This window comes from Isoptericola sp. NPDC019482, assembly GCF_040632295.1.
Lineage (GTDB): Bacteria > Actinomycetota > Actinomycetes > Actinomycetales > Cellulomonadaceae > Isoptericola.
Map to the genome: position 1 here is coordinate 12,913 of NZ_JBEYBQ010000020.1, position 23,071 is coordinate 35,983.

The 23,071-nt window shown below is 74.1% G+C and carries 19 protein-coding genes; 15 read left to right on the forward strand and 4 right to left on the reverse strand.

Annotated elements, in window-relative coordinates; all coding sequences use genetic code 11:
* The first annotated feature begins 108 nt into the window (after positions 1-108).
* The 9 genes from ftsZ to ABZ493_RS13945 all read left to right on the forward strand — a co-directional run bounded on the left by ftsZ (position 109) and on the right by ABZ493_RS13945 (position 8,479).
* On the forward strand, positions 109-1,461 hold the full coding sequence (gene ftsZ / locus ABZ493_RS13905; RefSeq protein ID WP_430582732.1) for a cell division protein FtsZ: 1,353 nt from the start codon (positions 109-111) through the stop codon (positions 1,459-1,461).
* 7 nt (positions 1,462-1,468) lie between these two features.
* Positions 1,469-2,287, forward strand: coding sequence for a peptidoglycan editing factor PgeF (pgeF, locus tag ABZ493_RS13910; protein ID WP_430582733.1), 819 nt, complete (start codon positions 1,469-1,471; stop codon positions 2,285-2,287).
* 160 nt (positions 2,288-2,447) lie between these two features.
* On the forward strand, positions 2,448-2,918 hold the full coding sequence (sepF, locus tag ABZ493_RS13915) for a cell division protein SepF (protein WP_429762174.1): 471 nt from the start codon (positions 2,448-2,450) through the stop codon (positions 2,916-2,918).
* Positions 2,919-3,019: 101 nt separating this feature from the next.
* Positions 3,020-3,313, forward strand: coding sequence for a YggT family protein (locus ABZ493_RS13920; protein ID WP_430582734.1), 294 nt, complete (start codon positions 3,020-3,022; stop codon positions 3,311-3,313).
* A 183-nt stretch (positions 3,314-3,496) separates the two neighbouring features.
* On the forward strand, positions 3,497-4,129 hold the full coding sequence (locus tag ABZ493_RS13925; RefSeq protein WP_430582735.1) for a DivIVA domain-containing protein: 633 nt from the start codon (positions 3,497-3,499) through the stop codon (positions 4,127-4,129).
* Positions 4,130-4,288: 159 nt separating this feature from the next.
* On the forward strand, positions 4,289-4,750 hold the full coding sequence (locus tag ABZ493_RS13930) for a TraR/DksA family transcriptional regulator (RefSeq protein ID WP_429728575.1): 462 nt from the start codon (positions 4,289-4,291) through the stop codon (positions 4,748-4,750).
* A 52-nt stretch (positions 4,751-4,802) separates the two neighbouring features.
* Positions 4,803-5,498, forward strand: coding sequence for a signal peptidase II (locus ABZ493_RS13935; RefSeq protein WP_430582736.1), 696 nt, complete (start codon positions 4,803-4,805; stop codon positions 5,496-5,498).
* Between the two features lie 2 nt (positions 5,499-5,500).
* Positions 5,501-6,439 (forward strand): RluA family pseudouridine synthase, encoded by a 939-nt coding sequence (locus ABZ493_RS13940; RefSeq protein ID WP_430582780.1) that lies wholly within the window; start codon positions 5,501-5,503, stop codon positions 6,437-6,439.
* A 90-nt stretch (positions 6,440-6,529) separates the two neighbouring features.
* Positions 6,530-8,479: a glycosyl hydrolase family 28-related protein gene (locus ABZ493_RS13945; protein ID WP_430582737.1), complete on the forward strand. Its 1,950-nt coding sequence runs from the start codon at positions 6,530-6,532 to the stop codon at positions 8,477-8,479.
* Positions 8,480-8,532: 53 nt separating this feature from the next.
* Here ABZ493_RS13945 and ABZ493_RS13950 read toward each other — a convergent pair whose 3' ends face one another.
* Positions 8,533-9,510 carry a LacI family DNA-binding transcriptional regulator gene (locus tag ABZ493_RS13950; RefSeq protein WP_430582738.1) on the reverse strand — a complete coding sequence of 326 codons (978 nt, stop codon included), beginning with the start codon at positions 9,508-9,510 and terminating at the stop codon, positions 8,533-8,535.
* A gap of 109 nt (positions 9,511-9,619) precedes the next feature.
* Here ABZ493_RS13950 and dnaE point away from each other — a divergent pair, with 109 nt between their 5' ends.
* From dnaE to ABZ493_RS13965, 3 genes are read left to right on the forward strand one after another with little or no spacing between them, the layout of a single operon-like run.
* Complete coding sequence (gene dnaE, locus ABZ493_RS13955) at positions 9,620-13,207, forward strand: DNA polymerase III subunit alpha (protein ID WP_430582739.1); 3,588 nt, start codon at positions 9,620-9,622, stop codon at positions 13,205-13,207.
* Positions 13,204-13,764 carry an NUDIX domain-containing protein gene (locus ABZ493_RS13960; RefSeq protein WP_430582740.1) on the forward strand — a complete coding sequence of 187 codons (561 nt, stop codon included), beginning with the start codon at positions 13,204-13,206 and terminating at the stop codon, positions 13,762-13,764. The genes dnaE and ABZ493_RS13960 overlap by 4 nt, the downstream gene beginning before the upstream one ends.
* Before the next feature lie 9 nt (positions 13,765-13,773).
* The gene (locus ABZ493_RS13965; RefSeq protein WP_430582741.1) at positions 13,774-14,178 is read left to right on the forward strand and encodes a PPOX class F420-dependent oxidoreductase; all 405 of its coding nucleotides are present in this window, start codon (positions 13,774-13,776) and stop codon (positions 14,176-14,178) included.
* An 82-nt stretch (positions 14,179-14,260) separates the two neighbouring features.
* Here the strand turns inward: ABZ493_RS13965 and ABZ493_RS13970 are convergent, their stop codons facing one another.
* The gene (locus tag ABZ493_RS13970; protein WP_430582742.1) at positions 14,261-14,509 is read right to left on the reverse strand and encodes an RNA-binding S4 domain-containing protein; all 249 of its coding nucleotides are present in this window, start codon (positions 14,507-14,509) and stop codon (positions 14,261-14,263) included.
* A 57-nt stretch (positions 14,510-14,566) separates the two neighbouring features.
* On the opposite strand from ABZ493_RS13970, the gene hisD reads away from it, so the two are divergent.
* Together hisD and ABZ493_RS13980 are read left to right on the forward strand one after the other, a co-directional pair.
* The gene (hisD, locus tag ABZ493_RS13975) at positions 14,567-15,892 is read left to right on the forward strand and encodes a histidinol dehydrogenase (RefSeq protein ID WP_430582743.1); all 1,326 of its coding nucleotides are present in this window, start codon (positions 14,567-14,569) and stop codon (positions 15,890-15,892) included.
* A gap of 148 nt (positions 15,893-16,040) precedes the next feature.
* Positions 16,041-19,439 (forward strand): DEAD/DEAH box helicase, encoded by a 3,399-nt coding sequence (locus ABZ493_RS13980; RefSeq protein WP_430582744.1) that lies wholly within the window; start codon positions 16,041-16,043, stop codon positions 19,437-19,439.
* Positions 19,440-19,484: 45 nt separating this feature from the next.
* Here ABZ493_RS13980 and ABZ493_RS13985 read toward each other — a convergent pair whose 3' ends face one another.
* Positions 19,485-21,719, reverse strand: coding sequence for a RecQ family ATP-dependent DNA helicase (locus ABZ493_RS13985; protein ID WP_430582781.1), 2,235 nt, complete (start codon positions 21,717-21,719; stop codon positions 19,485-19,487).
* A 250-nt stretch (positions 21,720-21,969) separates the two neighbouring features.
* Positions 21,970-22,392, reverse strand: a complete 423-nt coding sequence (locus ABZ493_RS13990; protein ID WP_430582745.1) for a hypothetical protein — start codon at positions 22,390-22,392, stop codon at positions 21,970-21,972.
* Positions 22,393-22,483: 91 nt separating this feature from the next.
* Here ABZ493_RS13990 and ABZ493_RS13995 point away from each other — a divergent pair, with 91 nt between their 5' ends.
* Entirely contained in the window at positions 22,484-23,017 is a 534-nt protein-coding gene (locus ABZ493_RS13995; protein WP_430582746.1) for a Rieske (2Fe-2S) protein, read from the forward strand.
* Positions 23,018-23,071: the final 54 nt, after the last annotated feature.

Below are 23,071 nucleotides of genomic sequence, written 5' to 3' on the forward strand. Positions count from 1 at the left end.
TCTAACCCTCAACTCGAACCTTAAGGTTAGCCCTCACGGGTTGCCGGTGGGACGACGGGGGAGCGAGGACCGGACGTCGGGACAAGGAACGACCCGAGAGGCAACGACGTGGCAACTCCGCAGAACTACCTGGCAGTGATCAAGGTGGTCGGTATCGGCGGTGGCGGCGTGAACGCCGTGAACCGCATGATCGAGGTCGGGCTCAAGGGTGTCGAGTTCATCGCCATCAACACCGACGCGCAGGCGCTGCTGATGTCGGATGCCGACGTCAAGCTCGACGTCGGCCGTGAGCTCACCCGTGGCCTGGGCGCCGGTGCCGACCCCGAGGTCGGCAAGAAGGCGGCCGAGGATCACGCCGAGGAGATCGAGGACGTCCTGCGGGGCGCCGACATGGTCTTCGTGACGGCGGGCGAGGGCGGCGGCACCGGCACCGGCGGTGCGCCCGTGGTGGCGCGCATCGCGCGCTCGCTCGGCGCGCTGACGGTGGGCGTCGTGACGCGGCCCTTCACCTTCGAGGGCCGGCGCCGCTCCGTGCAGGCCGAGCAGGGCATCGACACCCTCCGCGAGGAGGTGGACACCCTCATCGTCATCCCCAACGACCGCCTCCTGTCGATGTCGGACAAGAGCGTCTCGGCGATCGCCGCGTTCCACTCGGCCGACCAGGTGCTGCACTCCGGCGTCCAGGGCATCACCGACCTCATCACGACGCCGGGCCTCATCAACCTGGACTTCGCGGACGTGAAGTCCGTGATGCAGGGTGCGGGGTCCGCGCTGATGGGCATCGGCTCGGCGAGGGGCGAGGACCGTGCCGTGCAGGCCGCCGAGCTCGCGATCTCGTCGCCGCTGCTCGAGGCGTCCATCGACGGCGCCCACGGCGTTCTCCTGTCCATCCAGGGCGGCAGCGACATCGGCCTCTTCGAGGTGCACGAGGCGGCGCGCCTCGTCCAGGAGGCGGCGCACTCCGAGGCGAACATCATCTTCGGCACGGTCATCGACGACGCGCTCGGCGACGAGGTGCGGGTCACCGTCATCGCCGCCGGGTTCGACGGCGGCGTGCCGCAGGCCCGCAAGGACGGCCGTGGTCTCGGCCAGATCGCCGGCGCACCGGCCAAGCCGACGGTCACCGTCGGCGAGGGAGGGACGACGGCGACCTCCGCGCCGCGGCCCGGGCTGCAGACCGCCCCGCCGCGCGCGCCGCAGCCGGCGACCGCGTCGGTGCCGGCGGTCCCCGTGCAGCCGCGCCCGATCCAGGCCGAGCCGGACGACGTCCCCGTGAGCCTCGACGCACCGCCGGCCCCGCCGGCGGGCGCGCGGCCCGCGGAGCAGCGCCGCCCGTTCACGGTGGTCGAGGACGCCGAGGGCGAGGGGGTCACCGTCGAGCGGCCGGTCGAGGTGCCGCGCCTGTTCGACGAGCCGCGCCGTCCGGCCGAGGAGCTCGACGTTCCCGACTTCCTCAAGTGAGCGCCGGGTGAGCGGAGCTCGCGGAGCGGTCGGCTGGGCCCAGGAGGCGTTGTTGCCGGACGAGTTCGGTGCGGGGCTGCTGCGGGTGGACCTCGGGGAGGGCGTCGTGGCGGGCTTCACCACGCGCCACGGCGGGGTGTCGCCCGCCCCGTGGTCGTCCCTCGACCTGGGGGCGTCGACGGGCGACGACCCGGTGCGGGTGCGGGAGAACCGCGCCCGCCTCGGGGCGTGGATCGGCGCCCCGGTGGCGTTCTCCGCGCAGGTGCACGGGGACCGGGTCCTGGGGCTGGGCCCTGCCGAGCTCGCCGAGTGGTCGTCCACGGAGCCGCCGGTCGCGGCGGGCGAGGCCGACGCCATGGTCACCGCCGAGCCCGGCCTCGCCCTCGGCGTCCTCGTCGCGGACTGCGTGCCGGTCGTCCTCGCGGACCCGGTCGCGCGCGTCGTCGCGGTCGCGCACGCGGGGCGGAACGGGGTCGCCCTCGGCGTCGTGCACCGCGTCGTCGAGCAGCTGCGTGCGCGCGGGGCGCGGACCGAGGACCTGCGGGCCGCCGTCGGCCCGGCCGTGTGCGGCGACTGCTACGAGGTGCCGGCCGCGATGCGCGACGAGGTCGCCGCGGTCGTCCCCGAGACGTGGGCGACGACCACGGCCGGCACCCCCGCGCTCGACCTGCCGGCCGGCGTGCTCGCGCAGCTGGCGGAGCACGGCGTGGCCGCCACCCGCGTGGACCGGTGCACGCTCACGGACCCCGACCTCTACTCCCACCGCCGCGCCACCGCCCAGGGCGCGACGACGGGACGGCAGGCGGGCGTCGTCGTCCTGACCTGAGGTGCCGGCCGCGTGTCGAGCTGACGCGGTCGAGACCGGACGCGCCCGCGACGCGCGACACACCGGCGTGTCGTGCGGGGATGCCGCCGCGGGCGTGGTTAACGTCGTGACACCCGTCCGGGACGGAGGGCGGGGACGTGGCGACGAACGGAGCAAGGCGATGGGCGGAGCGCTTCGCAAGACGATGCTGTACCTGGGGCTCGCCGACGACCAGGGTGAGTCGGAGGAGTACCTCGACGAGTACGAGGAGCTGGAGGCACCGGTGCGCGACCGTGACGACTACCAGGCGCAGGTCACCCCGCTGCACCGTGGCGGAGGGAGCGAGTCGGTGATCGCCTCCGACCTGCGACGCATCACGACCATCCACCCGCGCTCGTACAACGACGCCCGCACCATCGGCGAGGCCTTCCGGGGCGGCACGCCGGTGATCATGAACCTGTCCGACATGGACGACGCCGACGCGAAGCGCCTCGTGGACTTCTCGGCGGGCCTGATCTTCGGGCTGCGCGGGTCGATCGAGCGCGTGACGAACAAGGTCTTCCTGCTCTCGCCGGAGCACGTGGAGATCGCGGGCGAGGAGCCGCCGGCGGAGAAGGCGCCCGGTCGCGGGGCGTTCTACAACCAGAGCTGACCGCGCGCCCGAGAGGGCCGATCGCACGCCGATCGCACCGTCCGGCACGGGCCGGGGCAGTCCTGCCCCGGCCCTGCGTCGTGCTCGGGTAGGTTCGACCCGTGAGCCTCGTCTTCAACCTGGTCTATCTCGTCCTGTGGCTGTTCCTGCTGTGCCTCATCGTCCGGCTCGTCTTCGACTGGGTGCAGTTCTTCGCGCGCGACTGGCGTCCGAAGGGCGTGCTGCTCGTCCTGGCCGAGGCGATCTACACCGTCACCGACCCGCCCCTGCGGTTCCTGCGCGGGCTGATCCCGCCGCTGACCCTCGGCCAGATCCGCCTGGACCTCGCGTTCCTGGTGCTCTTCATCGGCACGGGCATCCTCATGCGGGTGGCGTCGTTCCTGGCCGCGATGTGACCTCGGCCGGGCTTCGCCCCGGTGGGCGAGGGCACCGGCGGTCCTGACCTGTGAAGACGTCGTGTGGGCGGGACGACCCGGCCTCGTCGGGCGGGTCGCCCGCCGACACGTCCGCTACCGTGGTCATCCAGACGGCCCGGGAACCGGGTCCCACCGACCCTGCAAGAACGATGAGGTGAGACGATGGCGCTGCTGACGGCAGAGGACATCCTGAACAAGAAGTTCGCCGCGACCAAGTTCCGCGAGGGCTACGACGTCGAAGAGGTCGACGACTTCCTCGACGAGGTCGTCCGGACGCTGACGGCGGTCCAGGAGGAGAACGACGACCTCCGCTCCAAGCTCACCGCGGCCGAGCACCGGGTCGCCGAGCTGAGCCGCTCGGACGCTGCGCAGCAGGCGCAGCCCACGCCGACCCCGGCGCCCGCCCCGACGCCGGCGCCCGCCCCGGCCGCCGCGAAGCAGCAGCCCGCGGAGCCGGAGTCGGCCACCGGGATGCTCCAGCTGGCCCAGAAGCTGCACGACGACTACGTGCGGTCCGGCCAGGAGGAGGGCGACCGTCTCATCACGGAGGCCAAGTCCGAGGGCTCGCGCATCGTCCGCGAGGCCGAGGAGACCAGCCACCGCACCCTCTCGCAGCTCGAGCAGGAGCGGTCGCTCCTCGAGCGCAAGATCGACGAGCTCCGCCTCTTCGAGCGCGACTACCGCACGCGCCTGAAGAGCTTCCTGCAGAACCTGCTGGGCGACCTCGACGCCCGCGGCTCGGCCCTGCCGCCGCAGCGGCAGAACGCCGGTGCCGGTCGCGGCTCGGAGCTCTGAGCGGGGGGCCGTCACCCCGCGCACCCCGCTCCTTCGTCACGCCTCACGCCGAGCGGCCCGCACGACACGTACGCGTTCACCGCGCGTGCTGTTGTGCGGGCCGCTCGGCGCACTTACGCTGCGGTGACTCGTCGTCGACGCACCAACGAAAGGGCACCGATGGCCAAGCTCTCGACCACCACTCGCGCGGCACTGCGCGAGAACTTCCCGCACCTCGCGCGGGACGTGAAGTCGTTCCCGGTCCGTGACGGCGAGGAGCCCTGGACCCTGCACGAGGTGGAAGAGCTGGCAGCCTTCCTGCTCGAGGAGAAGGAGCGCCTCGAGCGCGAGCTCGCGGCCGCCGACCAGGAGCTGTCCGACCTGTTGCGCAACTCCGGCGACGGCGCGGGCGACGACCAGGCGGACTACGGCTCGAGCGCCCTCGAGCGCGAGCAGGAGCTCACGCTGGTCAACAACATGCGCGACCTGCTCGCCCAGACCGCGCACGCCGTCGACCGCATCCGCAAGGGCACCTACGCCACCTGCGAGATCACCGGGCTGCCGATCGGCAAGGCGCGCCTCCAGGCGTTCCCGCGCGCGACGCTGTCCGTCGAGGCGAAGGCACGCGAGGAGCGGCGCTGACCGGGCCGATCCCGGTCCGGCGGCCGGTCTCGTCCGCCTAGACTGGCCGACGATGTCGACCACGCCCGCCGGTTCCGCCCCGGCCCCTGAGCCCGCGCCCCGCGACGGCGCACCCGAGTCGCCCGGGTCCGGCGCGCCCCTCACGGAGCAGGACGACGCCCCGGTGTCCGCGGAGCGTCGTCGGCGCCTGATCACCTGGACCTTCGCCCTCGCGGCCCTCGTGCTCGTCGTGGACCAGCTCACCAAGTGGTGGGCGGAGTCCGCGCTGGTGCTCGGCGACGACCCGAAGCCGCTGATCGGCGAGCTGCTGCAGCTCCGGCTGATCTACAACCCCGGCGCCGCCCTGTCGATCGCGACGGGGATGACCTGGGTGCTGACGATCGTCGTCGTGGTGGTGGTCGTGGTCATCGTGCGCGCGATCCGCCGGATCGGCTCCACCGGCTGGGCGGTGGCCCTCGGCCTGCTGCTCGGCGGCGCGCTCGGGAACCTCGGGGACCGGTTCTTCCGCGAGCCCGGCTTCGCCCGCGGGCACGTGGTCGACTTCATCGACTACGGCGTCTTCGTCGGCAACGTCGCGGACATCGCGATCGTGGCCGCCGCGGTGCTCATCGTCATCCTGTCCTTCCGGGGGATCGGGCTGGACGGCCGGCGGCACGTCGAGGGCGACGACGCGGCACCGTCCGACGCGGCCGAGCCCGCTGAGCCCTCCGAGCCGGCTGACCCGTCAGAGCCGGCAGAGGGGCGGTGACCATGCCGTCCGGGTCCACCCGCACCCTGCCCGTGCCCGACGGCCTCGCGGGCGAGCGCGTCGACGCCGCGCTCGCGCGGATGCTGGGTTTCTCGCGCACCCAGGCCGCGGAGCTGGCGGCCTCCGGCGCCGTGCTCCTCGACGGGCGCGAGGTCGGCAAGTCCGACCGGGTCGTCGCCGGCGGCTGGCTCGAGGTCACGGTGCCGGACGCGCGCCCCGCGGCGCCGGTCGTCGCCGAGCCGGTGCCCGGCATGGGGATCGCCTACGAGGACGACGACGTCGTGGTCGTCGACAAGCCGGTCGGCGTCGCGGCGCACCCGTCGCCGGGCTGGACCGGCCCCACCGTGGTCGGCGCGCTGGCCGCGGCCGGCTACCGCATCGCGACGTCCGGCGCGGCGGAGCGGCAGGGCATCGTGCACCGGCTCGACGTCGGCACGTCCGGCCTCATGGCGGTGGCGAAGAGCGAGGCGGCCTACAGCGGTCTCAAGCGGGCGTTCAAGGAGCGCACGGTCGAGAAGGTCTACCACGCGCTCGCGCAGGGCCATCCGGAGCCCACCACGGGCACCATCGACGCCCCGATCGGGCGCCACCCGAGCGCCGACTACAGGTTCGCCGTCGTCGCGGACGGCAAGCACTCCGTGACGCACTACGAGGTGCTCGAGATGCTGCCCGCCGCGTCGCTCGTCGAGGTACACCTCGAGACCGGGCGCACCCACCAGATCCGGGTGCACTTCCAGGCGGTGCGGCACCCGCTGGTCGGGGACCTCACGTACGGCGCCGACCCTGTGCTCGCGTCGAAGGTCGGGCTGGCGCGACAGTGGCTGCACGCCGTGCGGCTCGGCTTCGAGCACCCGCTCACCGGCCGCTGGGTCGAGGTGACCAGCGAGTACCCCGACGACCTGGCGCACGCGCTCGAGGTCGTGCGCGGCGCCTACCGGTAGCACCCGCCCTCTTGTGCCCCGCGGGGGAAGCCCCTAGCGTTCGTCGCGACAGGTGACACGAGTCACCTGCACCCTCGACGAGGAGGATGCATGTCTTCACCCCTGGTTTCCCGGGCGACCTCTCCGGGCCCGGCGTCGGCGTCACGCGGGGGAGGCGGCCGCCGCGGCGCCTCCGTGATCGCCGTCGGGGCCGCCGTCGCGACCGTCCTGACCGGCGCCCTCGCCGTGCCGGCGCACGCCGTGCCTCCCCAGCGTGTCGACCCCACCGACCCCGACTTCGGGCCGAACGTCACCGTGTTCGGCCCCGACACCCCGCAGGACGAGATCCAGGCGACCATGGACGCCCTGCACGCGGCCCAGGTCGACGCGGAGATGGGCACCGACCGGCACGCCGTCTACTTCCTGCCCGGCACCTACGGCACGGCGGCGGACCCGTTGCAGGTGAACGTGGGCTACTACACCGAGGTCGCGGGTCTCGGGGCGTCGCCCGGCGACGTCGCGGTCCAGGGCGCGATCGAGGTGCGCAACCGGTGCCTCGGGGACGACGCGAACCCGAACTGCATCGCCCTGGTGAACTTCTGGCGCACCGTGGCCAACCTGCGCCTGGACGTGAACACCGCCGGCCAGGACGGCTGCAAGGCCACCGCGAACTTCTGGGCGGTGTCGCAGGCCGTCTCGATGCGCCGGCTCGACGTGCGCGGGCCGGTGTCGCTCATGGACTACTGCACCGCGGGTCCCCAGTACGCGAGCGGAGGGTTCATCGCGGACTCCCGCTTCGACACCGCGGTGACGAACGGCTCCCAGCAGCAGTGGCTCACGCGCAACAGCGAGCTCGGCGGTGGCTGGTCCAACGGCGTCTGGAACCAGGTCTTCTCCGGCGTGGTCGGGGCGCCGTCCGAGGCGGGGTTCCCCGCCGAGCCGTACACCGTGCTCGAGACGACCCCCGTGAGCAGGGAGAAGCCCTACCTGTTCGTCGACGACCGGGGCCGCTACGCCGTGCGCGTCCCGGCGGCGCGCACGCAGACCCGCGGGGTCTCCTGGGCCGACGGCGTGCCGGCCGGGCGGACCGTGCCGATCACGGACTTCTACCTCGCCCGCCCCGGTGACTCCGTCGCGACGATCAACGCCGCGCTCGCGCGGGGGAAGAACCTCCTGCTCACGCCCGGGGTCTACGACGTCGACCGGAGCATCCGGGTCACGCGACCGGACACCGTCGTGCTCGGCATGGGCCATGCGACGCTCACGGCCGCGCGCGGCGCGGTGCCGCTCGTGGTGGGCGACACCGAGGGCGTGGTGGTCGCGGGGGTGACGATCGACGCCGGCGCCGAGGAGTCGCCGGCGCTGCTGCAGGTGGGCAAGCGCCACGGGGCCAACCACCGGTCCGACGCCAGCAACCCGGTCACGCTGTCCGACGTGTACTTCCGGGTGGGCGGCCCCCACGTCGGCAAGGTCGACACGGCCCTGCGGATCGACGCCGACGACGTGCTCGTCGACCACACGTGGGTGTGGCGCGGCGACCACGGCGTCGAGGGCTTCCCGACGGACGGGTCCGCCGGTGTCAACGGCGACACGGCCCGCTGGCGCACCAACACGGGGCGCAACGGGGTCGTGGTCGAGGGCGACCGGGTCACGGCGACGGGGCTGTTCGTGGAGCACTTCCAGGAGCACAACACGATCTGGAACGGCGAGGACGGCAGGGTGGTGCTCTACCAGAACGAGCTGCCCTACGACCCGCCGACCCAGGCCGACTGGACGCAGCCGGACGGCACCCTCGGGTGGGAGGGCTACGTGGTCGGCGACGCGGTGCGTCGTCACCGGCTCGACGGCGGCGGCGTCTACGTGTTCAACCAGAACGACCCGAGCATCGTCACCGAGAACGGCTTCGCCGTCCCTGACCGCCCGGGCGTGCGGCTGCACCACGTCATGACCGTGAACCTCAGCGCCGGGACGATCAACCACGTCGTCAACGGGGTGGGCGACGCGGTGCCGCCGTCGACCTCGGGGGCGCCGGAGTACGTCGTCGACTACCCCGCTCGCTGACCGGGCGGCGTCGGGACCCGTGCGGCCCGGCCGGACCACGGCCGGGCCGCACGTCAGGCGGAGCGGCGCACGACGACGTGGGCACCGTCGTCGGGCCACGGCGGCGCGTCGCGGCCGTCGAGCGCCGCGAGGACCTCGGCGGCCAGGTGCTCCGCCTGGCGTGCCACGGGCTGGGCGACCGTCGTCAGGGGCGGGGCGGCGACCCGGGCCGCGGGCGAGTCGTCGACCCCGATGACGGCGAGGCGTGCCGGCACGGGGACCCCGGCCTCGCGGGCCCCGGCGAGGACGGCGAGCGCGACCTCGTCGTTGTAGGCGGCGACGGCGGTCACCCCGGAGCCGGACAGGTCCCGCACGGCGGTCGTCGCCGGCTCGCCGGTGCGGACGGCGACGGTCGCGGGCTCGGCCAGCCCGCGCGCGGCGCAGGCCGCGCGGAGGCCCGCGAGCCGGGCCGCGGCGAACCTGCCGAGGCGCGGGTCGTCCGTCGTGACGTACCCGAGCCGCGCGTGGCCCGTGTCCGCCAGATGGCCGGCCTGCAGGGCGCCGATCCCGCGCTGCGAGGCGTCGAAGGCGCCCGCCCCGGCGCCGTCGGCCGGCTCGACGGCGCCCACGACGCGGATCCCGGCCCGCGTCATGGCGCGCGCGTCGTCGGGCAGGAACGGGGCGAGCCCCACGACCGCGAGCGGCGTCACGGCGCGCCACAGGTCGGCGAGGGCGCGCGTGTCGCGGTGGTGGTGCACGAGCACGAAGAGCCCTCGGGCGGCGAGGGCGTCGGTGAGATGGTCGAGCAGGCCCTCGACCACGGGCCCGACCGGCCAGTCCGGCAGCACGGCCACGACGAGGTCGCTCCGCCCGCGCCGCAGCGCCCGCGCGGCGGCGGAGGGCGCGTAGCCCAGGCGTTCGGCCGCGGCGTGGATGCGCTCGCGGGTGGCGTCGGAGACGGACGCGCCGGGGGTGTCGTTGAGCACGTAGCTCACCGTCGTGCGCGACACACCGGCCGCGCGCGCGATGTCGGCGCTGGTCACTCGCGGCACGGCTGCTCCTCGGGGTGTCGACGGCAGGCAGCACTCTACGCAGGGGGGTGTGAGAAGTACCCGGCGCGGGGGTTGGCATTGTGTCGGTCCCCCCTGGAAGACTCGCCGCATGCCCGACGCAGGTTCCCCTACCGCCCAGCCGACCGGTACCTCCGAGGACGACTTCGTCCACCTGCACGTGCACACCGAGTACTCGATGCTCGACGGCGCGGCGCGCATGAACGACCTGTTCAGCGAGGTGTCCCGGCTCGGCCAGAAGGCCATCGCCATCACGGACCACGGGTACCTTTTCGGCGCGTTCGACTTCTGGAGCACGGCGCAGAAGCACGGGATCAAGCCGATCATCGGCGTCGAGGCGTACGTGACGCCGGGCACCAGCCGCCACGACCGCACCAAGGTGCTGTGGGGCGAGCAGCACCAGCGGCGCGACGACGTCTCCGCGGGCGGCGCGTACACGCACATGACGCTCTGGGCGCGCGACAACGAGGGGATGCACAACCTCTTCCGCGCGTCGTCCCTGGCGTCCCTGGACGGCCAGATGGGCAAGTGGCCGCGCATGGACCGCGAGCTCCTCGAGACGTACGGCAAGGGCCTCATGGGCACCTCGGGCTGCCCGTCCGGCGAGGTGCAGACCCGCCTGCGGCTGGGGCAGTGGGACGAGGCGGTCCGCGCGGCGGGCGAGCTGCAGGACATCCTGGGCAAGGAGAACTTCTTCGTCGAGCTGATGGACCACGGGATCGAGATCGAGTCCCGCACGTACAAGGACCTGCTGCGCCTCGCGGAGCACATCGACGCGCCGCTCGTGGCCACCAACGACCTGCACTACACGAAGCAGGAGGACGCGCACTCGCACGAGGTGCTGCTCGCGGTGAACTCGGGCTCGACTCTCGACGAGCCCACGTACGACCAGGGCGGCAGCCGGTTCGCCTTCAGCGGCGACAGCTTCTACGTGCGCTCGGGCGCGGAGATGCGCCGCCTGTTCTCCGAGCTGCCGCAGGCGATCGAGAGCACGCTGCTCATCGCCGAGCGCTGCGAGGTCTCGTTCGACACCAAGGCGAACTACATGCCGCGGTTCCCGGTGCCGGACGGCGAGGACGAGGTCAGCTGGTTCGTCAAGGAGGTCGAGGCCGGGCTGCGCCGCCGCTACCCCGAGGGCATCGGCGACGACGTGCGCAAGCAGGCGAACTACGAGGTCGAGGTCATCATCCAGATGGGCTTCCCGGGGTACTTCCTCGTGGTGGCCGACTTCATCAACTGGGCCAAGGAACAGGGCATCCGTGTCGGGCCGGGCCGAGGCTCGGCCGCCGGCTCGATGGTGTCCTACGTCATGGGCATCACGGAGCTCGACCCGCTCAAGCACGGCCTGATCTTCGAGCGCTTCCTCAACCCGGAGCGCATCTCCATGCCCGACGTCGACGTCGACTTCGACGAGCGCCGGCGCGCCGAGGTCATCCGGTACGTCACCGAGAAGTACGGCGACGACCGCGTCGCGATGATCGTCACCTACGGCTCCATCAAGGCCAAGCAGGCGCTCAAGGACGGTTCCCGCGTGCTCGGGTTCCCCTTCGCGATGGGGGAGAAGCTCACCAAGGCGATGCCGCCCGCCGTCATGGGCAAGGACATCCCGCTGTCCGGGATCTTCGACCCGAAGCACGAGCGCTACGCCGAGGCGTCGGAGTTCCGCGCGGTGCACGACGCCGACCCGGAGGCCCAGCGCGTGGTCGAGACGGCCCGCGGCATCGAGGGCCTGAAGCGCCAGTGGGGCGTGCACGCCGCCGGCGTCATCATGTCGAGCCACCCGCTGATCGACATCATCCCGATCATGCGACGCCCCCAGGACGGCGCGGTCATCACGCAGTTCGACTACCCGACGTCCGAGGGCCTCGGCCTCATCAAGATGGACTTCCTCGGGCTGCGTAACCTCACGATCCTCGACGACGCGCTCGAGAACATCGTCATGAACGGCAAGGAGCCGGTGGCGATCGAGACGGTCGAGCTCGACGACAAGGCCACCTACGACCTGCTCGCCCGCGGCGACACGCTCGGCGTGTTCCAGCTCGACGGCGGCGCGATGCGCTCGCTGCTGCGCCAGATGCGGCCGGACAACTTCGAGGACGTCTCCGCCGTCATCGCGCTGTACCGCCCCGGGCCGATGGGCATGAACTCGCACATCAACTACGCGCTGCGCAAGAACGGCATGCAGAAGATCGAGCCGATCCACCCGGAGCTCGAGGAGCCGCTCAGCGAGGTGCTCGGCGAGACGTACGGCCTCATCGTCTACCAGGAGCAGGTGCAGCGCGCCGCCCAGATCCTCGCCGGGTACTCGCTCGGGCAGGCCGACCTGCTGCGGCGCGCGATGGGCAAGAAGAAGAAGGAGATCCTCGACAAGGAGTTCGTGCCCTTCGAGGCGGGCATGAAGGAGCGCGGCTACTCCAAGCCCGCGATCCAGGCGGTCTGGGACACCCTGGTGCCGTTCGCCGGGTACGCGTTCAACAAGGCGCACTCCGCCGGGTACGGCGTCGTCTCGTACTGGACGGCGTACCTCAAGGCGAACTACCCGACCGAGTACATGGCCGGCCTGCTGCAGAGCGTGCGGGACGACAAGGACAAGATGGCGCTCTACCTGGGCGAGTGCCGTCGCATGCACATCACGGTGCTGCCGCCCGACGTCAACGACTCCGCCGCCAAGTTCACCGCGGTCGGCGACGACATCCGGTTCGGCCTCACGGCCATCCGCAACGTCGGCGCCAACGTCGTGGACGCGATCATCGCCGCGCGCGAGGAGAAGGGCGCGTTCACCTCGTTCACGGACTTCCTCGACAAGGTGCCGGCCGTGGTCTGCAACAAGCGCACCATCGAGTCGCTCATCAAGGCCGGGGCGTTCGACTCGCTCGGCCACCCGCGCCGCGCCCTGCTCGTGGTGCACGAGCAGGCCGTGGACTCGGTCATCTCCGTGAAGCGCAAGGAGGCGGAGGGCCAGTTCGACCTCTTCGCCGGCTTCGGCGGGGCCGAGGAGGACGCGGCGATGACCTTCGCCGTCGACGTGCCCGACCTGCCGGACTGGGACAAGAAGCAGCGGCTCGCGTTCGAGCGCGAGATGCTCGGGCTGTACGTGTCGGACCATCCGTTGTCAGGGCTGGAGCACGTGCTGGCGCGGGCGGCGGACACGTCGATCGCGTCGCTGATGGCCGACGAGGGGCGGCAGGACGGCTCCCAGGTCACGGTGGCGGGTCTGCTCACCAGCGTGCAGCGCAAGATGAGCAAGAACGGCAACCCCTGGGCGGCCGTCACCGTCGAGGACCTCGAGGGCGCCGTCGAGGTGATGTTCTTCGGCGAGACCTACCTCGCGTACTCGACGATCCTCGCGGAGGACCAGGTCGTCACGCTGCGCGGCCGCGTGCGGCGCCGCGACGACCAGATGCAGCTGCAGGCGATGGAGGTCTCGCTGCCGGACACGTCCGCCGTCGCCGACGCGCCCGTGCTGGTCACCGTGCCGCACACCCGCTGCGTCGAGCCGGTCATGGCGCGGCTGCGCGAGGTGCTCGCCACGCACCCGGGCTCGGCGGAGGTGCACGTGAGTGTCGCGGAGCCGGGCAAGCGGACGGTGGTGCGCGCCGCGGACACGCTGCGGGTGGAGAAGTCGCCCGCGCTGTTCGGCGACCTCAAGGCCCTCCTCGGCCCGAGCTGCCTGTCATGACGGGTCAGGGGGTCGGCGTGGACGACGGCTCGGTGGACGACGGCTCGGCCGACCACCGCTTCCGGGTGGTGCCGGCGGCGTACGTGTACCTGCGCCGCGAGGGCCAGGTGCTGCTGCAGCTGCGGCAGGGGACGGGGTACCGGGACGGGCACTGGGCGGCCGCGGCGGCGGGGCACGTCGAGGCGGGGGAGTCCGTGCGCGCGGCCGCCGTCCGCGAAGTGCGCGAGGAGCTCGGCGTCGAGGTGGACCCGGACGACCTGGTCCCGGTGACCACGATGCACCGCGGACAGCCGGGCGGCCCGGCGCTCGAGCAGCGCGTCGACTTCTTCTTCACCGCGACCCGGTGGTCGGGGAGCCCGGAGATCCGCGAGCCGGCGAAGGTCGGCGACCTGCGGTGGTTCCCGTTCGTCACGCTGCCGGACCCGGTCGTGCCCCACGAGCTCGTGGTCCTGCGCGCCCTGCACGACGAGGGCCGGCACGGCACGCGGGTCCCGCCGATCCTGACCGACGGCTTCGGCGGGCCCGCGCCCGCCGGCCCGCTCGCGCCGGGGTCGTAGGCTCGGGGCGTGTTCCGCCTCAACCCCGAGCAGCTCGTGTTCGTCACCGAGCGCCATCTCGCGACCCTCACCACCCTGCGCGCGGACGGCAGCCCGCACGTCGTGCCCGTCGCCTTCACGTGGGACGCCGACGCCGGGGTCGCGCGCACGACGGCGCGACGGACGTCGACCAAGGTGGCCAACGCGCGCCGGGCGACGGCGGACGGGGGGCGCCCGCGCGCCGCGTTGTGCCAGGTGGACGGCGGTCGGTGGCTGACGCTCGAGGGCACCATCGAGGTGAGTGAGAACCCGGACGAGGTCGCGGACGCCGTGGTGCGGTACACGAAGCGCTACCGCCCGCTCGAGCACGACCCCGAGCGCGTCGTCCTGCGCCTCACCCCCGACCGTGCGATGGCCTCCACCTACATGGCCTGAACCGGGCCTGCTGCTGTGAGCGAGCGTCTGGCCCCGCATCGCGTCCGCTGCGGGGCCAGACGCCCGCCCACAACGACCCGCGTCAGGCGACGACGGCGCTCTCGTCGCCGTCGGGCAGGGACACGGTGACGCGGTCGCCGCGCACGAGCTGGCGGCCGCGCCTCGTCTCCGCCTCGCCGTTGACGCTGACCTCGCCGTCGGCGACCAGGTCCCGGGCGTGCGTGCCGGACTCCGCCAGGCCCGCGAGCTTGAGGAACTGGCCCAGGCGGATCATGTCGTCGCGGATGGGGACGTCCGTGCCGAGCTGGTTGCTGTCGTGGTCGGCGCTCATCCGTCCATTCTCCGGCACGCCGGCCCGGGCGCCGACCGCGCTGCCTAGACTGGCCGGGTGATCCGACGCATCGACCTCCGCGGGCAGGAACTGACCCGCACCGAGCTGCTCGGGGTGCTGCCGCGCCCCGAGGTCGGGGTGGACGAGGCCGTCCAGGCCGTCACCCCGATCATCGCCGACGTCCGGGCCCGCGGCGCTGCCGCGCTCCGCGACCTGTCGGAGCGACTCGACGGGGTGCGTCCGGAGCATCTGCGCGTGCCGGTGCCCGCGCTGGCGGCCGCGCTCGAGGGTCTGGACGCGCAGGTCCGGGCGGGGCTCGAGGAGGCGATCCGGCGTGTCCGGGCGGTGCACGCCGCGCAGGTGCCGACCGAGCACGCCACGCAGCTCGCACCCGGCGCCGTCGTGCGCCAGCGGTGGGTCCCGGTCCAGCGCGTGGGCCTGTACGTGCCCGGCGGCCGCGCCGTGTACCCCTCGTCCGTGATCATGAACGTGGTCGCCGCGCAGGAGGCCGGCGTGCCCGGGCTGGCCGTCGCGTCGCCCCCGCAGAAGGACGCCGGCGGGCTGCCGCACCCGACCATCCTCGCGGCGTGCGCGCTGCTCGGCGTCGACGAGGTCTACGCGGTCGGCGGTGCCCAGGCCGTGGCGATGTTCGCGTACGGCGCGGCCGGCACCGAACCGCAGGACGGCGACGTGCTGTGCGACCCGGTGGACGTCGTGACCGGCCCCGGCAACGTGTACGTGACGGCGGCCAAGCGCCTGGTGCGCGGCGTCGTCGGCATCGACGCCGAGGCCGGGCCCACGGAGATCGCCGTGCTGGCGGACGCCACCGCCGACGCGGGGCACGTCGCGCTGGACCTCATCAGCCAGGCCGAGCACGACCCGATGGCCGCCTCCGTGCTGGTCACGCCGTCCGTGGAGCTCGCGGGCGCCGTGGAGGCCCGGCTGAGCGACCTGGTCGGCTCCACCAAGCACTCCGCGCGCGTGCTGCAGGCGCTCGGCGGGCCGCAGTCCGCCGTCGTGCTCGTCGACGACCTGGAGCAGGGGCTCGCGGTCGTGGACGCCTACGGTGCGGAGCACCTGGAGATCCAGACCGAGGGCGCGGCGGCGCTCGCGGAGCGCGTGCGCTCGGCGGGGGCGATCTTCGTCGGGCCGTGGTCGCCGGTCTCCCTCGGCGACTACATGGCGGGCAGCAACCACGTGCTCCCCACCGGCGGCTCCGCGCACTTCTCCAGCGGTCTCGGCGTGCACGCGTACCTCAAGTCCGTGCAGGTCGTGGAGTACACGCGCGACGCGCTCGAGGAGCTCGCCGACCGCATCGTCGCCGTCGCGAACGACGAGGACCTGCCCGCGCACGGCGAGGCCGTCCGCGGGCGCTTCCTCTGAGCGTCGGCGTCTGAGCATCGTCGCCTGAGCGTCGGCACCCGAGCATGGCTCTCGCGTCGCCGGCCTGCTCTCGCGTCGGAAGAATAGTGTGCCAAGCGGGACCGACCACGCCACCGGCCGCGTCGGAGGGGCGTGCGAGCATGGACACATGCCCGCCCCGCCGCCCCGCCTCGACCCCGTCGCGGTGGGTGACATCGTCGGCAGCGCGGCGTTCCGGCGCGCGCAGGGCTATCAGCGCGCGGGCATGGTCCGGACGTGGCACTGGGACGCCGACACACGCACCCTCGCGGCGCGGGTCGCGGGGAGCGGCAACCAGCCCTATGCCTGCCGCGTGTGGTTCACGACCGCGGCGGACGGCAGGTACGCGTACGAGTCGTCGACGTGCAGCTGCCCGGTGCGGGAGGACTGCAAGCACGTCGCGGCCGCACTGCTGCACGTCGGGGCGCAGGCCGAGGTGGTCGCGGCGGACAGGTCCGCCCGCGGTGGCGGCGACGACCGTGACGGCCGTGACGACGACGGACCCGCCGGCTGGCGCGGCCGGCTCGCCGCGGTGACGGGAGCCCCGGGCGTCGGCGCGGGCGACCGCCCCGGCCGCGCGGGGGACGGCGGCGTCCTCCCGGTCGCGCTGCGGTTCCGGCTCGACGAGGCGTTCGGCGGCCTGCCCCCGGAGCTGTCCGTGCGGCCGGTCGTGCCCGGGCGCACCGGCTGGAAGGTGGCCCCGGAGGCGAGCTGGGAGGCGCTGGCCACGGGCCTGTACGCGTTCGCCGACGTGCGCGCGACACCCGCGCCCGAGGTGCGCCGCTGGTTCGCGGACCTCGGCTCCGCCCTCGGCGACGGCGGCGGGTTCGGCCGCGGCCGGCGCGCCTGGCGGCCGCTGGCCGCGGGCGGGCGAGGGCTGTGGGCGCTGCTCGCCGAGGCCGCCGACCTGGAGATCCCGCTCGTCGCGCACGGGTCGCGCGACGAGGTGCTCCTGGCGGGCGCGGCGGAGCTCCGCCTGGCGGTCGGTACGGCGGCCCGTACGGTGGTCGGTGCGGCGGACGACCGGGCGGAGGGCGGTGTGCGCCTCGAGCCGGTCGCGGCCTTCGACGGGGTCGACGCGGCGTCCGGGGCACCCGTGGGCACGGTGGGCGACACGGGGCTGTACGCGGTCGAGGTCTCCGACCGGCGGACCGTGCTGCGGCTCGGCCCCACGCCACGCCGGTTGTCCGACGCCGCCCGCGAGCTCGTCGTCGTCGGCCCGGTGGAGGTGCCGGGCGACGACGTGGGGGAGCTCTACGCCGAGCACCTTCCCGTGCTCCGCCGTGCCGTGCGCGTCGTCTCCGACGGCTCCGTGGAGCTGCCGGGCGTGCCGCGTCCCGTGCTCGTCGCGGACGTCGCCTTCGTGTCGCCGGAGCACGCCCGGCTGACCTGGGGCTTCGAGTACCCCACGCCCGATCACCCCGGGCGAGGCGGTGCGGGCATGGCGCGTCGCGTGCCGCTCGACGGCGCGGTGTCGGACCCGCTGCGGGATCCCGACGCGGAGGCGGAGATCGGCGCCAAGGCGCAGGCGACCGTCCGGGGCGTGCCCGGGTTCGAGCGCTTCGACCTCGCACCCTCGGGCGAGTTCAAGGGCCTGGACGCCCTCGACCTCGCCCACGGGGTGCTCCCCGCGCTGGCCGCTGCGAGCGACGTCCGCGTCGACGCCACCGACGTCCCGGACTATCTGCACCTGGACGCGGCGCCGCGCGTCGTCGTGTCGGGAGCGCCGTCAGGGGACAGCGACTGGCTCGACCTCGGCGTCTCGGTGACCGTCGCCGGCAAGGAGCTCCCCTTCGCCCGGCTGTTCACCGCCCTGGCACGCGGCGACAAGCGGCTGCTGCTGGTCGACGGGTCGTGGCTGCGGCTCGACCAGCCGGTGCTGGGCCGCCTGCGCGACCTCATCACCGAGGCCACCGCGCTCAGCGACCGGGCGGGCAAGGCGCGGGTCAGCCGGTACGACGCCCACCTGTGGGGCGAGCTCGAGGACGTGGCGGACGTCGTCGAGGCGGCGGAGGCCTGGCGTCGGTCGCTGGCCGGTCTGCGCGCGATCGCGGCGGGCGAGGGTGTCACGGAGACGCTGGACGTTCCCGAGGGCGTGCGGGCCGAGCTGCGGCCGTACCAGCGGCAGGCGTTCGAGTGGCTGACGTTCCTGTGGCGGCACGGGCTCGGCGGCATCCTGGCCGACGACATGGGGCTCGGCAAGACCGTCGAGGCCCTCACGTTCCTGGCGCACGCGCGGGCGGAGGAACCCGCCGCGCCGCCGTTCGTCGTCGTCGCCCCGGCATCCGTGGTGGGGAACTGGGTCGACGAGGCAGCGCGCTTCATCCCAGGGCTGCGGGTGGTGGCGATGCCCGCCACGTCGCGCACGCTCGGCACCGACCTGGCCGAGCTCGCCCGCGGGGCCGACGTGGTCGTCACGTCGTACGCCGTCTTCCGCCTCGAGTTCGACGCGTTCGACGCCCTCGAGTGGGGTGGGCTGATCCTCGACGAGGCGCAGGTGGCGAAGAACCCGCGCACGCGGGCGCACGAGACCGCCCGCCTCCTGCGGGCCCCGTTCAAGCTCGCGATCACGGGCACGCCGCTCGAGAACAACCTCCTGGAGCTGTGGGCGGCGCTCGCCATCGTCGCGCCGGGCCTCTACCCGTCGATGCACCGCTTCAAGGCGGAGACGGCGCGCCTGGTCGACGCGGCTGCGACGGACGACGACCCCCAGGTGGTGGCGGCGGGCAACCGCGCGCTCGCGCGGCTCAAGCGCCGCATCCGCCCCCTCGTGCTGCGTCGCACCAAGGAACAGGTCGCGCCCGAGCTGCCCGAGCGCACCGAGCGCGTGCTGCGCGTGCCCCTCACGCCCGACCATCGCAAGGTCTACGACACCCACCTGCAGCGCGAGCGGCAGCGGCTGCTCGGGCTGCTGGAGGACTTCGACGCGAACCGGGTGGCGATCTTCCGGTCGTTGACGACGCTGCGGCGCCTCGCGCTGGACGCCTCGCTGCTCGACGACGCCTACGCGGGCGTGGGCTCCGCCAAGCTCGACGTGGTGACCGACGAGCTGACCGAGATCGCGGCCGAGGGGCACCGGGCCCTCGTCTTCTCGCAGTTCACCTCGTTCCTGCGGCGCGTCGAGCAGCGCATCACCGCGGCCGGGCTGCCCGTCGTCTACCTCGACGGCGCCACCCGGAGGAGGCCCGACGTCGTACGCGCCTTCAAGGAGGGCGACGCCCCGGTGTTCCTCATCTCGCTCAAGGCGGGCGGGGTCGGGCTCAACCTCACCGAGGCCGACTACGTGTACCTGCTGGACCCGTGGTGGAACCCGGCCGCCGAGGCGCAGGCCGTGGACCGCACGCACCGCATCGGCCAGACCCGCAACGTCGTCGTGACCCGCCTGGTGGCACAGGACACCATCGAGGAGAAGGTCATGGCGCTCGCGCGCCGCAAGGCCGCGCTGTTCGACGCCGTGCTCGACGACGCCGCGGGCACGTTCGCCCGGGCGCTCGCGGCCGACGACGTGCGTGGCCTGCTCGACGGCTGACCCGCCCTCGCGAACCCGTCAGTCGCGGCCGCCGGCGACGCCGCGTCAGCGCACCCCGAGGACGAACGGGTGCACGGCGGTGGCGCCCGCCTGGCGCAGCATCCGGGCCGCCACCGTGAGCGTCCAGCCGGACTCCGTCCAGTCGTCCACGAGCAGCACCGTGCGGCCGGGCAGGCCGCGCAGCGCGGCGTCGTTCAGCTCCAACCGCAGGCGTCGTGCGACCCCCGCGAGGCGCATCGCCGAGTTCACGTCGTGCCGGTCGGGCTGCTCGGAGCCCGCGGCCGGCCCGACGGCGCCGATGAGCGGCACGCCGAGGTAGGCGGCCAGACCTGAGGCCAGGTGGTACGTCAGCTGCGGGCGGGTCGTGGACCGTACCGCCACGACCCCCTCGATCGTCGTGCGGCGCCCGCCCTCCGCGGACGGCTCGGCACCCTCGGCACCCTCGGGGCGGATCGCGTCCCAGTCGTCGAGGACCCGGGCTGCGGCGTGCCGCAGGGGCACGGGCACCTCGCCGTCCGGGGCGCCCGCGGCGAACAGGTCCCGCAGCGGCCCCGACCAGCCCAGGCCGTCGAGCCGGGCCACCGCACGACCGGTCTCGGCGCGCTCGCCGGGCGCGATCTTGCCCTTGAGGTCGAGGCCGAGCGCCGCGAGCCCGGAGGGCCACATCGCGCGCGGACCGACCTCCACGCCGGGCCGGTCCATGTCGGCGCGCGCGGCGGCCACGGCCTCCGCGTCGGGGACGGCGGGCAGCGTGACGCCGTCGCACCGGTCGCAGCGGCCGCAGGCCCAGCCGACGGGCAGCTCCGGGTCGTCCAGCTGGGCGCGCAGGTACGCCATCCGGCACCCGGAGGTGGCCACGTAGTCGACCATCGCCTGCTGCTCCGCCTGGCGGGTGGCCTCCACCCGCGCGTAGCGCTCGGCGTCGTACGCCCACGGGGTGCCGGTGGCGACCCAACCGCCCTGCACCCGACGCACCGCGCCGTCGACGTCGAGCACCTTGAGCATCGTCTCCAGCCGGGACCGCTTGAGGTCGACCTGCGTCTCCAGCGCGGCGGTGGACTGCGCGCCCTCGGCCGACCCGAGAGCGCCGAGCGTGGCGCGGACCTGCGGCTCGGCGGGGAAAGCCTGCGCCCCGAACCAGTCCCAGATCGCGCGGTCCTCCTGCCCGGGCAGCAGCACGACGACGGCGTCGTCCACGCCACGGCCGGCGCGGCCCACCTGCTGGTAGTAGGCGATGGGGGAGGACGGGGCGCCGAGGTGCACGACGAACGCGAGGTCGGGCTTGTCGAAGCCCATGCCGAGCGCGGACGTCGCCACCAGGGCCTTGACCCGGTTCTCCTTGAGGTCCTCCTCGAGCTGCTCCCGCTGGGTGGGGTCGGTCCGGCCGGTGTAGGCGGCGACCGCGAGGCCCGCGCCGCGCAGCTGCTCGGCCACCTGCTCGGCGGCGGACACGGTGAGGCAGTAGACGATGCCCGACCCCTCGACGTCCTGCAGCGCCTCGACGAGCCACGCCACCCGCGTGGGCTGGTCGGGGAGCTCGAGCACGGCGAGGTGCAACGACTCGCGGTCGAGCCCGCCCCGCAGCACGAGCACGTCCTCGTCGGGGACAGGGTCGCCGCCGGCGGCCGCGCCGTGCACGCCCAGCTGCTCGGCGACGTCGGCGGTGACCCGGGCGTTGGCCGTGGCCGTGGTCGCGAGCACGGGGATGCCGGGCGGGAGGTCGGCGAGCAGGGTGCGGATGCGGCGGTAGTCGGGCCGGAAGTCGTGGCCCCAGTCGGAGATGCAGTGCGCCTCGTCGATCACCACGAGGCCCGCGTCGGCCGCCAGGCGGGGGAGCACCTCGTCGCGGAACGCGGGGTTGTTGAGCCGCTCGGGCGAGCACAGCAGCACGTCCACCTCGCCCGCCGCGATGGCCGCGTGCACCTGGTCCCACTCGGTGACGTTCGACGAGTTGATCGTCACGGCACGGATCCCCGCGCGTGCCGCGGCCGCGATCTGGTCGCGCATGAGCGCCAGGAGCGGCGACACGATGACGGTCGGCCCGGCCCCTCGGGAACGCAGCAGGGACGTGGCGACGAAGTAGACCGCGGACTTGCCCCACCCGGTGCGCTGCACGACGAGCGCGCGACGTCGGAACGCGACGAGCGCCTCGATCGCGCGCCACTGGTCCTCCCGGAGCGTCGCGGCCTCCCGGCCGACCAGCGCGCGCAGGGACTCCTCCGCCTGCTCGCGCAGCGTCCCGCCGCCGTCGCCGGCGCTGTCGAGCAGGCCGCGGAGCATCGCGAGCTTGGCCCGCTTGGCGGCGTCGGGCGAGGGGGTCGGCGCGGCCCCCGGGGCGGGGCGCCTCTCCGGGGCGCTCGGGGGCACGGGCGCAGGAGCGTGCTCGGGCTCGGGCGCCTGGTCGTCGGGCGGCGGGACGTCCTCGTCCGTCGGGTCGAACACGAGGTCGGCGTACGGGTCGTCGGGGTGGCTCACGTCCTCGATCGTAGGGGGCGCCGCCGACGCCGTCGGCCGGTCCTCCACAGGCGCGTCAGCGCACGTACTCCCGCAGCAGGGCCACGGCTGACGCGACGACGACGACCACCTCCGACACCGCGGCGACGATCTCGTTCGTGCCGGCGAAGGACTCGTTGACCCCGTAGAAGCCGACCGTGGTGGACAGGACGAACGCGAGCAGCGTCAGGCCCCCGAAGCCGATCCCGCCGACGAGCGGCAGCCAGTGCCGCCAGACCACCAGGAGCACGGCCAGCACGACGCCGGCCACGGCGTTCAGCAGGAAGAGCGGGCCGACGACCGCGATCGTGTCGTAGCCGTCGAGATAGAGGACGACGTGCACCGCCGCCGAGACGAGCGCCGCGACGGCGGCGACGAGCCGCCAGCCACGGGCGAACGGGAGGCGCGCCGGGGTTCTGGCCTGCGGCTGCGGTGGCACCGCGCCCTGCGACGAGTCCATGATGATGATGTTCCCACTCCTCGGGCGCGCCGTCATGAGGGCGGCCGAGCCGTCGGCGGTCGTCCGGGGCCGACCAACCCCGGAGGCCCGCATGCGCCGCACCACGACCGTGACCCCCGCACCGTCCGAGTCCCCGGCGGACCTCCCGGCGGGGAGCCCCGTCCAGCCGGACGCGCAGGGCGCCCGGTGCGCGTGCGGCCCTTCCCGGCGGCAGCTCCTCCGCGGCACCGGTGCGGCGGCCGGTGCGCTCGCGGGCGCCGGGATGGTCGCGGCCTGCTCCGACCAGACGCCGTCGCCGCAGGAGGCGGCGGACTCGGCGAGCGCGGCGGAGCCCGGCACGGTCGTCGTGGCGCTCGCGGACGTCCCGGTGGGCGGCGCCGTGGCGGCGAAGGTCGGCGGCCAGGACGTGCTCGTCACCCAGCCGACCGAGGGCGAGGTGCACGCGTTCAGCGCGATCTGCACCCACGAGGGCTGTGCCGTGACGCCGGGGGAGGGGGAGCTGCTGTGCCCGTGCCACCAGTCGCGGTACGCGCTCACGGACGCCGCGGTGCTGGGCGGCCCGGCGCCCGAGCCGCTCCCGGCGATCCAGGTCGAGGTCTCGGGGGACGACGTCGTGCTCGCATGACCCAGCGCGACGGGGCCCGGCGGCACGCGCCGCCGGGCCCCCGGCCTGTCTGCG

Coding starts and splice junctions, on each gene's coding strand:
- sepF (WP_429762174.1), top strand. CDS start 2,448: ATGGGCGGAGCGCTTCGCAAGACGATGCTGTACCTGGGGCTCGCCGAC.
- ABZ493_RS13925 (WP_430582735.1), top strand. CDS start 3,497: ATGGCGCTGCTGACGGCAGAGGACATCCTGAACAAGAAGTTCGCCGCG.
- ABZ493_RS13930 (WP_429728575.1), top strand. CDS start 4,289: ATGGCCAAGCTCTCGACCACCACTCGCGCGGCACTGCGCGAGAACTTC.
- ABZ493_RS13935 (WP_430582736.1), top strand. CDS start 4,803: ATGTCGACCACGCCCGCCGGTTCCGCCCCGGCCCCTGAGCCCGCGCCC.
- ABZ493_RS13940 (WP_430582780.1), top strand. CDS start 5,501: ATGCCGTCCGGGTCCACCCGCACCCTGCCCGTGCCCGACGGCCTCGCG.
- ABZ493_RS13945 (WP_430582737.1), top strand. CDS start 6,530: ATGTCTTCACCCCTGGTTTCCCGGGCGACCTCTCCGGGCCCGGCGTCG.
- dnaE (WP_430582739.1), top strand. CDS start 9,620: ATGCCCGACGCAGGTTCCCCTACCGCCCAGCCGACCGGTACCTCCGAG.
- ABZ493_RS13960 (WP_430582740.1), top strand. CDS start 13,204: ATGACGGGTCAGGGGGTCGGCGTGGACGACGGCTCGGTGGACGACGGC.
- ABZ493_RS13970 (WP_430582742.1), bottom strand. CDS start 14,509: ATGAGCGCCGACCACGACAGCAACCAGCTCGGCACGGACGTCCCCATC.
- ABZ493_RS13980 (WP_430582744.1), top strand. CDS start 16,041: ATGCCCGCCCCGCCGCCCCGCCTCGACCCCGTCGCGGTGGGTGACATC.
- ABZ493_RS13985 (WP_430582781.1), bottom strand. CDS start 21,719: ATGCTCCGCGGCCTGCTCGACAGCGCCGGCGACGGCGGCGGGACGCTG.
- ABZ493_RS13990 (WP_430582745.1), bottom strand. CDS start 22,392: ATGGACTCGTCGCAGGGCGCGGTGCCACCGCAGCCGCAGGCCAGAACC.
- ABZ493_RS13995 (WP_430582746.1), top strand. CDS start 22,484: ATGCGCCGCACCACGACCGTGACCCCCGCACCGTCCGAGTCCCCGGCG.